The 11,799-nt window shown below is 71.5% G+C and carries 9 protein-coding genes; 6 read left to right on the plus strand and 3 right to left on the minus strand.

Features of this window, described 5'->3' with window-relative positions; genetic code table 11:
* The first annotated feature begins 203 nt into the window (after nucleotides 1-203).
* Nucleotides 204-977: a GntR family transcriptional regulator gene (locus tag ACXKR8_RS44930; protein WP_458270296.1), complete on the plus strand. Its 774-nt coding sequence runs from the start codon at nucleotides 204-206 to the stop codon at nucleotides 975-977.
* 40 nt (nucleotides 978-1,017) lie between these two features.
* Here ACXKR8_RS44930 and ACXKR8_RS44935 read toward each other — a convergent pair whose 3' ends face one another.
* On the minus strand, nucleotides 1,018-1,245 hold the full coding sequence (locus ACXKR8_RS44935; protein WP_458270297.1) for a hypothetical protein: 228 nt from the start codon (nucleotides 1,243-1,245) through the stop codon (nucleotides 1,018-1,020).
* Nucleotides 1,246-1,671: 426 nt separating this feature from the next.
* Here ACXKR8_RS44935 and ACXKR8_RS44940 point away from each other — a divergent pair, with 426 nt between their 5' ends.
* Entirely contained in the window at nucleotides 1,672-2,910 is a 1,239-nt protein-coding gene (locus ACXKR8_RS44940; protein WP_458270298.1) for a S53 family peptidase, read from the plus strand.
* 81 nt (nucleotides 2,911-2,991) lie between these two features.
* Here ACXKR8_RS44940 and ACXKR8_RS44945 read toward each other — a convergent pair whose 3' ends face one another.
* Together ACXKR8_RS44945 and ACXKR8_RS44950 are read right to left on the minus strand one after the other, a co-directional pair.
* Nucleotides 2,992-4,008: a LacI family DNA-binding transcriptional regulator gene (locus ACXKR8_RS44945; RefSeq protein ID WP_458270299.1), complete on the minus strand. Its 1,017-nt coding sequence runs from the start codon at nucleotides 4,006-4,008 to the stop codon at nucleotides 2,992-2,994.
* A gap of 67 nt (nucleotides 4,009-4,075) precedes the next feature.
* The gene (locus tag ACXKR8_RS44950) at nucleotides 4,076-6,154 is read right to left on the minus strand and encodes a glycoside hydrolase family 31 protein (RefSeq protein WP_458270300.1); all 2,079 of its coding nucleotides are present in this window, start codon (nucleotides 6,152-6,154) and stop codon (nucleotides 4,076-4,078) included.
* Between the two features lie 235 nt (nucleotides 6,155-6,389).
* Here ACXKR8_RS44950 and ACXKR8_RS44955 point away from each other — a divergent pair, with 235 nt between their 5' ends.
* From ACXKR8_RS44955 to ACXKR8_RS44970, 4 genes are all read left to right on the plus strand, one after another.
* A complete protein-coding gene (locus ACXKR8_RS44955) occupies nucleotides 6,390-7,646 on the plus strand; it encodes a sugar ABC transporter substrate-binding protein (RefSeq protein WP_458270301.1) in 1,257 nt (418 codons plus the stop codon).
* 28 nt (nucleotides 7,647-7,674) lie between these two features.
* Nucleotides 7,675-8,676, plus strand: a complete 1,002-nt coding sequence (locus ACXKR8_RS44960) for a carbohydrate ABC transporter permease (RefSeq protein WP_458270302.1) — start codon at nucleotides 7,675-7,677, stop codon at nucleotides 8,674-8,676.
* On the plus strand, nucleotides 8,673-9,491 hold the full coding sequence (locus tag ACXKR8_RS44965; protein ID WP_458270303.1) for a carbohydrate ABC transporter permease: 819 nt from the start codon (nucleotides 8,673-8,675) through the stop codon (nucleotides 9,489-9,491). The genes ACXKR8_RS44960 and ACXKR8_RS44965 overlap by 4 nt, the downstream gene beginning before the upstream one ends.
* Before the next feature lie 64 nt (nucleotides 9,492-9,555).
* Nucleotides 9,556-11,796: a hypothetical protein gene (locus ACXKR8_RS44970; protein ID WP_458270304.1), complete on the plus strand. Its 2,241-nt coding sequence runs from the start codon at nucleotides 9,556-9,558 to the stop codon at nucleotides 11,794-11,796.
* Nucleotides 11,797-11,799 lie beyond the last annotated feature (3 nt).

Consider the following 11,799-nt stretch of genomic DNA (forward strand, 5'->3'; position numbering starts at 1 on the left):
GCGGCCCCCGCGCGCCAGGAAGCGCGGGGGCCGCACGTGAAGGCTGCCTCCGCCGGAGCGTGAGGCCCGGTTCCTGATGGTCGGTCAGCTGATCATCCCGGGAGGCAGCACTCCAAGGTGACCCGGCGGCTCGACGGGTGTCAAGACCCACCCTTCCCGGCAAGCGGTGCGCGGATCCCCCCGATCGTTGCGACGATAGGGGCGTGACCAGTACCGATCGGGACGCCGGCGGCGGCCGTGTGCCGTCCGCCCGCAAGCCGCCCACCGTCAAGCGGGACCAGGTGCGCCGGCATCTGCTGGATGTCATCGAGCGCTCCGGGCCGGGGACGAGCCTCGCGCCGGAGCGCGATCTGGCGGCGCAGCTCGGGGTGTCCCGTCCCACCGTCCGGGCCGCGGTGGAGGAGCTGGCCCGCAGCGGGCTGCTGGTCCGCCGGCACGGCAAGGGCACCTTCACCAGCCCGCCCAAGGTCACCCAGGAGCTGTCCGGCGGCCCGGCCGGCGGCCTGGCGGTGCCGCCCGCCGAGGGCGACTGGACCAGCCGCGTGGTCCGCTTCAGCACCGCCCCGGCCGGGCCCGGCCGCGCGGCCCGGCTGGGCCTCGGCCCGGAGGAGCCGGTGCTGCGGATCACCCGGGTCCGCGACGTCGACGGCGCGCCGATGTCCATCGAGCAGTTGGAGCTCCCGGCCGACCTGGTGCCCGGGCTGCGCCCCGAGGACATGGAGCAGGGCAACTTCTACCGGCTGCTGCGCGAGCGCTTCCAGGTGGTGGTGTCGGACGCGGTGCAGACCCTGGAGCCCGCCGTCACCAATCCCGAGCAGGCGGAACTGCTGGACGTCCCGGTGTACGCGCCGATCCTCCAGGTCGAGCGGACCACCCGGGACACCCGGGGCCGGATCGTGGAGTTCGCCCACGCCGTCTACCGGGGCGACCGCTATCGGATCACGTCCCGGCTGCGATTCGACGACACCTCGGGCTGACCGATTCGGGCTGACCGCCCCGGGCCGGACGGAGTAGCCTTCAGGCGCCGGGATACCAGGCCAGGGCATGGGCCTCGGCCAGGGTGTCGCGCACCTGTCTGCGATAGCGGATCGCCTGGGCCGGATCGTTCTCGGTCAGCGCCGCTGCGGCGAGCGCCGCGGCCGAGGTGGCCCAGGCGAGCAGCCGGATGGCGTCCTGGCGCGAGCTGTCGCTCAGCGTGGCGTCCGGCAGGTCGGCGGCGTGACGGGCGAGGAGATTCGACAGCACACGCAGGTGAGTGCGGGTGGTGGTCGGACTGGGCAACGGGTCTGGTGCGTGACGGCCCATGACATTCTCCCCGGCAATTGGCGTCTACCACGGGCAACCTTACGCATATGCGATTGGCATGTGCACGGTTTGCTCAGAAACTGTGCAAAGGATCATTTCAAGGTCTTCACCAAAGCGGCAGAAGTCAGTCCGTTTTGCTTTGTTCGCACCGGGCGCATCGCGTCGCGGGCGGTCCCGCCGACCGTGCCGCTGGATTTTACATTCAAGGTTTTGTCGGGACACTGACAGCTCACTAGCCTACTCGTCAGCTGCCACCCCGGACCGGGGAGGCAGCAGCACACCCCCCAGCAGGGTCCCCCACCCAACCCTGAACGGGCGTACGGACAGTCAGGCCCCCGGCTCACCCCCATTTCTGGAGGCAGTACGTTGCGTACCACCACGAACCACCGCGGCCCGCGCCGCCTCGCCCTTCCCCTGCTCGGCGCCGCGGCCCTGGCCGCCTCCGGGCTGATGGCGGCGGCCCCCGCCGACGCCGCCGCCACGCACGGCGGCGCCACCTGGGTCCGCTCCTGCGCGGTGGTCCACGGCGCCGGCCAGATGGCCTGCAACGCCCTGCGGGTCACCAGTACCACCGAGCACATCCGCGCCCTCGGCGTGACCCCCGACGCCACCCCCTCGGGCTTCGGGCCGTCCAGCCTGCTCAGCGCCTACAAGCTCCCGGCGAACGGCGGGGCCGGCCAGACCGTCGCCATCGTCGACGCCTACAACGACCCGGCCGCCGCCGCCGACATGGCGGTCTACCGCTCCCAGTTCGGCCTGCCCGCCTGCACCGTGGCCAGCGGCTGCTTCAAGCAGGTCAGCCAGACCGGCAGCACCACCTCGCTGCCCGCCAACAACACCGGCTGGGCCGGGGAGATATCCCTGGACCTGGACATGGTCTCGGCGATCGCCCCCAACGCCCACATCATCCTGGTCGAGGCCAAGAGCGCCACCACGGCGAACCTCGGCACCGCGGTCAACGAGGCGGTCGCCCTCGGCGCCAAGTTCGTCTCCAACAGCTACGGCGGCTCCGAGTCCAGCTCCGACACCTCCTACGACAGCAGCTACTTCAACCACCCCGGGGTGGCCATCACCGCCAGCTCCGGTGACTCCGGCTACGGCGTGGAATACCCGGCGGCGTCCAAGTACGTCACCGCGGTCGGCGGCACCTCGCTGAAGACGGCGTCCAACTCCCGCGGCTGGACCGAGAGCGTGTGGTCCACCAGCAGCACCGAGGGGGCCGGCTCCGGCTGCTCCAAGTACGACGCCAAGCCCACCTGGCAGAAGGACACCGGCTGCGCCAAGCGGACCGTCGCCGACGTCTCCGCGGTCGCCGACCCGGCCACCGGTGTCGCGGTCTACGAGACCTACGGCGCCTCCGGCTGGGTGGTGTACGGCGGGACCAGCGTCGCCTCGCCGCTGATCGCCGCGGTCTTCGCCGACGCGGGCGCCCCGTCCGCCAGCTACCCGGCGGCCGACCTCTACGCCCACACCGGCTCGCTGTTCGACGTGACGACCGGTCAGACCACCACCTGCTCCCCGGCCTACCTGTGCAAGGCGCAGGCCGGCTACGACGGTCCGACCGGCCTGGGCACCCCGAACGGGCTTGCCGCCTTCACCGGCTGACACACCGTCACACCAGCAGGCAGGGCCCCGACCGCTCCCCACAGCGGTCGGGGCCCTGCCCGTGTCCCCTGGCCGGCGGCGCTATCGCCGCGGCGGGGGCGGTCCGCCGCTGCCGCGCCGGTTCAGCTGGGGTTCCAGCAGGGTGGTGCTGGGCGGGGTCTCGCCCGCGATCAGCCCGGCCAGCCGCTCGAAGGCGAGCCGGCCGAGCTCGGCGGCCGGCAGCGCCACGTCGGAGACCGCGGGGACCAGGCGTTCGGCCTGGTCGTCCGGGCAGATCGCGACCAGGGACATGTCCCCCGGCACCCGGCGGTCCAGCTGGGCCAGCCGGTCCAGGACCAGCGGCAGCGCCTGCTCGTTGTAGACCACCAGCGCCGACAGTTCCGGATCCTGCCCGAAGAGGTCCTCGACCGCCTCGGCCACCCCGGCGGGACTGGCCTCGGCCGGGCTCCAGACCGGCGGCAGCCCCAGCTCCGCCATGGTGTCCAGCGCGCCGGCCCGGGCCCGCAGGGCGTAGCCGGCCTCGCGGGCGTAGGTGTCCGCGGACTGGCCGAGGAAGCCGATGTGCCGGTGCCCCAGATCGTGCAGGTGCTGCACGCACATCGCCCCCGCCGCGGCGAAGTCGAAGTCCACGTGCACCAGGTCGCCCGGGTCCTCCGGGGTGCCGATCAGCACGGCCGGACGGCCGATCGAGGCGAGCAGCGGCACCCTCGGGTCGTGCAGCTGCACCTCCATCACGATGACTCCGTCGACCATGGCGCTGCCGACCACGTTGTTGATCTCGGCGACCCCGTCCTCGGCGGTGAGCAGCAGCAGGTTCATCCCCTTGGCCCGGGCCGCGTGCACCACCGCGAACACGAACTGCATCTGCACCCTGCTCTGCCCGTCCGAGAGCATCGGCAGCACCATGGCGATCACATTGGTCGCCTGCCTGCGGATCGAGCGCGCCCCGGCGTGGGGGCGGAAGCCCAGCTCCGCGATGCTCTCCTCGACCCGGCGCCGGGTCTCCTCCGAGATGGGCCGATTGCCGCTCAGAACATAGGAGACCGTACTGGGCGAGACTCCGGCCAGCCGCGCCACATCGACCAACCTGGCTACCACCGCACCTCCATCACTTGCTGCTGGGGCTCTGTTGTTCGGGAGCCTGGCCTCGGGAAAGCTGGCCCTGTCAAATTACACGAGCGGGCAGGACCGGCAGTTCGGCGTCGTCGCGCAGGAACAGCGGGATGCGTTCCAGCGGGGCCTGCACCAGATGGGTGGCGCCGCCCGCGAGCCGCTCCCCGGTCCAGGCGTCGGTCCAGCGGGCGCCGGCCGGCAGGTGGACGGTGCGGCTGGTGGCCCCGGCCTCGACGACGGGCGCCACCAGCAGATCGGGCCCCAGCAGATAGCAGTCGGCGGCCGTCCAGGCGGCGGGGTCCTCGGGGAACTCCAGGAACAGCGCCCGCATCGGCGGCACCCCGGTCCTGGCCGCGGTCTCCATCTGCTGCTGCAGATAGGGGCGCAGCCGCTCGCGCAGCTGGAGGTAGTCGGCCATGATCGCGCCGGCCTGCTCGCCGTAGGACCAGACCTCGTTGGGGCCGCCGCTGATGCCGGCCCCCAGCGGGGTGCGCGGCTCGCGGTGGCCGTGCATCCGGAACAGCGGGCTGAGCGCGCCGAACTGGAACCAGCGGACCATCACCTCCCGGTAGGCCGGGTCGTCCGGGTCGCCGCCGTGGAAGCCGCCGATGTCGGCGCACCACCAGGGCAGTCCGGACAGCGAGGTGTTCAGGCCGGCGGTGATCTGCCGGCGCAGCGCGTCGAAGTCCACGCCGATGTCGCCGGACCACAGCGCCGCGCCGTAGCGCTGGCTGCCGGCCCAGGCCGAACGGCAGAAGGTCAGCCCGTCGTGCTGCCCGTCCGCCGCGCCGTCCTGTTCGGCGTCGGCGGTCATCCCCTCCCAGAAGGCGCGGGCGTGCTCGCGGGGGTAGAGGTTGAGCACCTCGGCGCCGTTGCCGGCCCAGAGCCGCAGATTGGCGTGGTGGGTCGGCACGATCTCCGGTTCGCAGGCGTCCAGCCAGAACACGTTGATGCCCAGGTCGGCGTAGTTGTGCCGGACCGTGTCCCAGACGAAGGCCCGGGCCTGCGGGTTGGTCGGGTCGTAGAAGGCCACCTCGACCGGGGCGGGGGACTGCTTGTCGATCCACCGGGTGTGGGTGGCCGTCCCCGACTCGTTGCCCATCAGCAGCCCGCGCTCGCTCAGCTCGGCCCAGTTCTCCGAGGCCGGGTTGACCGAGGGCCAGACCGAGACCATCAGCTTGACGCCCATCGCGTCGAGTTCGGCGACCATCTGCTTGGGATCGGGCCAGTCGGTCTCGTCGAACCGCCAGTCGCCCATGGCGGGCCAGTGGAAGAAGTCGGCGACGATGACGGAGAGCGGCAGGCCGCGCCGCCGGTGCTCGCGGGCCACTTCCAGCAGCTCCCGCTGGGTGCGGTAGCGCAGCTTGGACTGCCAGAACCCGGTGGCCCAGGCGGGCAGCACCGGGCTGTGCCCGGTGGCGTCGGCGTAGCGGCCGAGGATCCGGGCCGGGCCGCCGCCGGCGGTGAACCAGTAGTCGATCTGCCGGGCCTCGTCGGCCACCCAGCGGGTGCCGGTGACGGCGAGCTCGACGGCGCCGACGGCGGGATTGTTCCAGAGCAGGCCGTAGCCGCGGTCGGAGAGCAGGAACGGGATGCTGACCTCGGTGTTCCGCTGGACCAGGTCGATCACCGCGCCCTTCTGGTCGAGCAGCCCGTGCTGGTGCTGGCCCAGGCCGTAGAGCCGCTCGCCCGGGTAGGCCTTGAACAGCTGCTCGATCCGGTGCCGGCCGTGGCCGCGCGGGGTGAAATGGCGGGCGCCGGGCCACCAGTCGTGGGCCGGGCGCTCGGCGAGCAGCTCGGCGCCGTCGGCGTCCAGGAAGCGGAGCAGGCCGGCCGGGGAGATCTCGACCCGGAGCCCGCCGTGCCGCAGCACCGCGCTGGGCCCGTGCACCGCGCCGCGGGCGCCGATGGCGGCCTCGGCCGAGCGGGTTATCGCGTCCGGATCCGGGAGTTCGATCCGGGGCGCCGGGGTCGGCGCCGGTGCGTCGAGCAGGGCGCCGGGCAGGCCCTCCAGCAGCCGTCCGGTTCCTGACCGGACCCGGACGGCGTCCGGGCCCCAGGTCTCGACCCGGACGAACTGCTCGGCGTTGCGCCATTCCAGGCCCGTCGCGTCCTGCCGAAACACCGTCATGCCCTGACCTTCCGATCGTCGAAATAGTTCGATGAATCCAGGGCGTGCCTGGCCCATGCAGCGAAACCATCCCCCCGGCGGGCGGCTCCCGTCAAGCCTCGTCTCGCCATCGGCCTCGCCCTGTGCTGCGGAGATACAGGCCGGTAACGGTTCTGGAACAGGTGATTGACACCTTGCTGGGCGCGCGCTTTGATTCGTCGAAACGTTTCTACGAATGACAGGAAATGAGCCGGCGATGGACAGAGTGAGCAGAAACCGGGCGCAGCACGGCAGTTGGACGCTCGCGGCGACCGCCGTCGCGGTGGCGCTGACCATGACCGGCTGCGGCTCGAGTGGCGGCACCAAGCCCGCGGCTGACGGGAAGATCACGCTCACCGCGATGGACTACTTCACCTCGGAGCCGCAGCACAGCGCGGTCGGCACGATCCTCAAGAGCTGCGCGGCCGCGGCCGGGGTCGGCATCACCCAGCAGAGCGTCGCCAATCCGCAGCTGATGCCCAAGGTGCTGCAGCAGCTGTCCTCGCACACGCTGCCTGACCTGCTGATGCTGGACAACCCCAACCTGCAGCAGATCGCCCAGACCGGCGCGCTCACCCCGCTGGACTCGGCCGGCGTCGACCTGACCGGCTACTACCCCTCGATCCTGGCCGCGGGGACCTACCAGGGGAAGGTCTACGGGCTCGCCCCCGCGGTGAACTCGATCGCGCTGATCTACAACAAGGACCTGCTCAGCGCGGCCGGCCTGCAGCCCCCCACCACCTGGGCCGAACTGACCGCCGACGCCGCCAAACTGACCACGCCGAAGCGTTACGGCTTCGCCTTCTCCGCCGACAACGACGGCGAGGGGGCCTGGCAGTTCCTGCCGTTCTTCTGGTCCAGCGGCGGCGACCTCAGCCACCTGGACGGGGCCGGGTCGGTCCAGGCGCTGCAGCAGCTGACCGGCATGGTCAAGAGCGGCTCGGTGTCCAAGTCGGTGGTGACCTGGGCCCAGAGCGACGTCAACGACCAGTTCATCGCGGGCAAGGCGGCCATGATGATCAACGGTCCCTGGCAGTTCCCCACCCTGGACGCGGCCGCCTCGCTGCACTACGGGGTGGCGCCGATCCCGGTGCCGCAGGCCGGCGGGCAGGTCAAGGTGCCGCTGGGCGGCGAGGTGTGGACCGTCCCGGTCACCACCACCGCCAAGGAGAAGGCCGCGGCCAAGGTGCTGGCCTGCATGAACAACAGCGCGAACCAGCTCTCCTACGCCAAGCAGGTCGGCGAGGTGCCCTCGCTGCAGTCGGCCGCCGCGCAGCTGAGCCAGAGCAGCCCGGCGATGGCCCCGTTCGTCACCGAGGTCAGCACCGCGCTGTCCCGCACCGCCGAGGTCGGTACGAAGTTTCCGGCCATCCAGACCGCGCTGGAGACCGCGCTGCAGTCGGCGCTGACCGGCACCGCGACACCCCAGCAGGCCATGACCAAGGCCCAGGCCTCGGCCGCCGCCGCCAAGTAGCGCCGGGCCGGAACGGAGGAAGCAGCCGATGACCCACGTTCAACTCAGCCGCGACGCGCGGCCGGGAGCCCGGACCGCCACCGCGGACCGCGGCCGGAGCGCCCTCGGCGCCGGTCCGGGCCGGCGGTGGCGCGCCCGCCGGAGCCGCCTGGCCCAGTGGGCCTTCGTCGCGCCCGCGGTGGCGTACCTGGTGGCGTTCTTCGGCTACCCGATCGCCAGGAACCTGGTGATGAGCTTCCAGGACTACAGCACCGCCAGCCTCTACACCGGAAAGGCGCCCTTCGCCGGGCTGGCCAACTACCGCGCCCTGCTGCACTCCGGACTGTTCGGCGAACTGGTCTGGCACACCGTGGTGTTCACCGTGGTCTCGCTGCTCGGGCAGTTCGTACTGGGGCTGGCGCTGGCCCTGTTCTTCACCCGGAGCTTTCCGCTGGGCGGGGTGATCCGGGCCCTGCTGCTGCTGCCCTGGCTGCTGCCGATGGTCGCCTCCGCGACGGTCTGGCGCTGGATGCTGGACCAGGACAACGGGGTGGTGAACTCCCTGCTCAAGACCGCCCATCTGGCCCCGGCCGGCGGGGTGCCCTGGCTCTCCGGCGCCCACACCGCGCTGTTCGCGGTGATCATCGTCAATATCTGGGTCGGCGTCCCCTTCAACCTGGTGATCCTCTACGGCGGGCTCAAGGAGATCCCGACCGAGCTCTACGAGGCCGCCGCCATCGACGGCGCAGGCCGGGTGGCCACCTTCCGGCACCTCACCTGGCCGCTGCTGCGTCCGGTGGTCACCGTCGCCGTGGTGCTGGGCTTCATCTACACCGTCAAGGTCATCGACATCATCCTGGTGGTCACCGGCGGCGGACCCGCCTACGGCAGCCAGACCCTGGCCGTGGAGTCCTACCAGCTGTCCTTCAAGACCTTCCTCTTCGGCCAGGGAGCCGCCATGGGAAACATCCTGATCCTGGTGTCGCTGGTCTTCGCCCTGGTCTACCTGCGCTTCAACCGGCAGGCGATCCACGCGGAGGGCGAGCAGTGAGCGCGCGTGCGGTACGACGCGGCAGGCTGTCGACCGTGGTCGCGCTGCTGATCCTCTGCGTGCTGCTGTTCCCGGTGTACTGGATGCTGAACACCTCGCTGCAGAGCGGGGTGACCTCGTTCAACACTGACTGGTTCCCGTTCCACCCGAGCCTGTCCGGCTACCGCCAGGCCATCGCCGACCAGGGCGACCATCTGCTGATCAGCCTGGTGGTGGCGCTCGGGGCGACCGCGATCAGCCTGCTCCTGGCCACCCCGGCGGCCTACGGTCTGGCCAGGTTCCCGCTACCGGGGCGCGGCGGGATCATCGTAGTCATCCTGGTCACCCAGATGATCCCGGGCATCGTGGTCGCCAATGCCCTCTACGGCACCTACAGCTCGCTGCACCTGCTGAACTCGCTGCCGGGCCTGGTGCTGGCGGACGCCTCGCTGGGGATCCCGTTCTCGATCCTGCTGATGCGGTCGTTCATGGCCACCATCCCCAAGGAGATCATCGAGGCGGCCCGGGTGGACGGGGCCGGCCGGCTGCGGACCTTCCTCTCGATCGTGGTGCCGGTCAGCCGCAACGGCATCATCACCGCCGGCTTCTTCAGCTTCCTGTTCGCCTGGAGCGACTTCCTGTTCGCGCTCACGCTGACCTCCACCGACAAGGTCACCCCGATCACCCTCGGGATCTACCAGTACCTCGGCGCGCAGACCGAGCAGTGGAGCCCGGTGATGGCCAGCGTGGTGCTGGCCTGCGCCCCCTCGGCGGTGCTGCTCGTCGTCGCCCAGCGGTTCATCGCCTCGGGCATCACCGGCGGCTCGGTCAAGTAACCACTGCTCACCTGTTCGGCACCACGCACCTGTTCGGACCCACCCGTCCAGCCCAGGAGTCCTCATGAATGTGCCACTGCATGTACCGAGCGGGCTCCGGCCCGACCGGCTCCGCGCGGGGCTGGTGGCCGTGACCACCGCCGCCGCCCTGGCCTGCGCGTTCCTGGCGGCGCCCAGCCACGCCGTCGCCGCCGACAGTACGGTCTCGGTCGACCTGTCCAAGCCGGGGGCCGCGGCCACCCACGTCGGCTCCGGCTTCCTCTACGGCCTGACCCAGGACGGTTCAGGCCCGGCCGACCCGCTGCTGCAGCCGCTGCAGCCGACCCTGTTCCGCGGCGGCGGCGCCAGGATCGACGGCGGCGGCTGGATCGGCGACGGCTACGCCGCCGGGTCCGGCTACCGGGTCAGGATCAACTCGGCGCTGTCCCAGGCGAGGCGGGTGACGGCCGCGCCCTACGGCGCGAGCTACCACCTGCTGGTGTCCGACCTCTACGGGGCCGACACCACCCAGCCGTCCAGCACCGTCTACCCGTGCGACAACGGCGACTGCGCCAACTGGACCGCCTTCATCGACCAGGTGGTCGGCGACGTGCAGGCCTCCGGGGTGAAGGTCAGCTACGACATCTGGAACGAGCCGGACGGCACCGGCTTCTGGCAACGGGGCGTCAACAGCGCGCAGTACTACCAGATGTGGGACACCGCGGTCCGCGAGATCCGCCGGCTGGTGCCGTCCGCCTCGATCGTCGGCCCCTCCTACAGCGGCTACAACCACAGCTGGCTGGACTCCTGGCTGGGGCAGACCAAGGCCGACGGCACCCTGCCCACCGTGCTCAACTGGCACTTCGGCACCGATCCGGCCGCCGACGCCGCGGACGCCGACAGCCTGCTGGCGGCCCACGGGCTGCCCGCCCTGCCGCTCACCATCAACGAGTACCTCTTCTCCCAGCAGCAGAACGCCGCCTACTCGGCCTGGTTCCTGGACCGGCTGGCCGTCTCCGGGGTCTCCGCCGCCGCCCACGCGATCTGGACCGACTGCTGCGGCGCCGGCACCCTGGACTCGCTGCTGACCGGCAGCGGCAGCAGTCAGCAGCCCTCCGGGCAGTGGTGGGTCTACCAGGCCTACGCCCAGCTCACCGGCAACCAGGTGGCCACCACCAACAGCGGTGCCATGGCCATCGCCGCCACCGAGGACCAGAGCCGGGGCCGTGCCACCGCGCTGCTCGGCAACAACGGCGGCCAGACCGGCACCACCACGGTCACCCTGAACGGGCTGAACGCGACCCCCTGGCTGCTGTCCGGCGGCGCCGTCCATGTGACGGTCCAGCGGATCCCGGACCAGAGCCAGCTGGTCACCCCGATCACGGTGACCGACACCACACTGACCCCGAGCAACGGCAGCATCAGCGTTCCGGTGAACATCGTCTCCGGCACCGACGCCTACACCGTCACCCTGTCCCCGCACGGCGTGGCGTCCACCCCGCCGCCGGTGCCCACCACCACCGTGGACGCCAACAGCACCGGCGCCGGCATCGACCAGTTCTCCTACAGCGCGGGCTGGGGCGTCGCCACCGGCATCTCCGACATGTACGCCGGCACGGCGAACTGGACCCACACGGCGGGCTCCACCGCGCAGTTCCAGTTCCAGGGCAGCCAGGTCGCCCTGCACGCCGTCCGCGACACCGACCAGGGCACCATGACCGTCTCGGTGGACGGCTCCGCGCCGGTCACCCTCGACGACTACGCCGCCACCCGCAACGCCGCCGGCATCGTCTGGACCAGCCCGGTCCTGGCCAACGGCGCCCACACCCTGACGATCACCGCCACCGGCAACCACAACCCGGCCGCCAGCGGCACCACCGTCGCCCTCGACAGCGCGGACGTGCTGCAGACCCAGACGGCGCCGAGCACCGTGACCGTGGACGGCAACACCACCGGCAGCGGCAACGACCAGTTCTCCTACAGCGCGGGCTGGGGCCTGGCCAACGGCATCGCCGACATGTACGCGGGCACGGCGAACTGGAGCCAGACCACCGGAGCCACCGCGACGGTCGGCTTCACCGGCACCAGGATCGCCCTGCACGCCGTCCGCGACGTGGACCAGGAGATGATCGCGGTCTCGGTGGACGGCGGGGCCGAGACCGTGGTCGACGACTACAGCCCGACCCGCAACGCCGCCGGCATCGTCTGGACCAGCCCGGTCCTGGCCGCCGGCGCCCACACCCTGCACATCAGGGTCACCGGCAGCCACAACCCGAGCAGCAGCGGCTACAACGTCGCGCTGGACAGCGTGGACATCACCGCCTAGGTG

It is taken from the genome of Streptacidiphilus sp. PAMC 29251 (assembly GCF_054208735.2).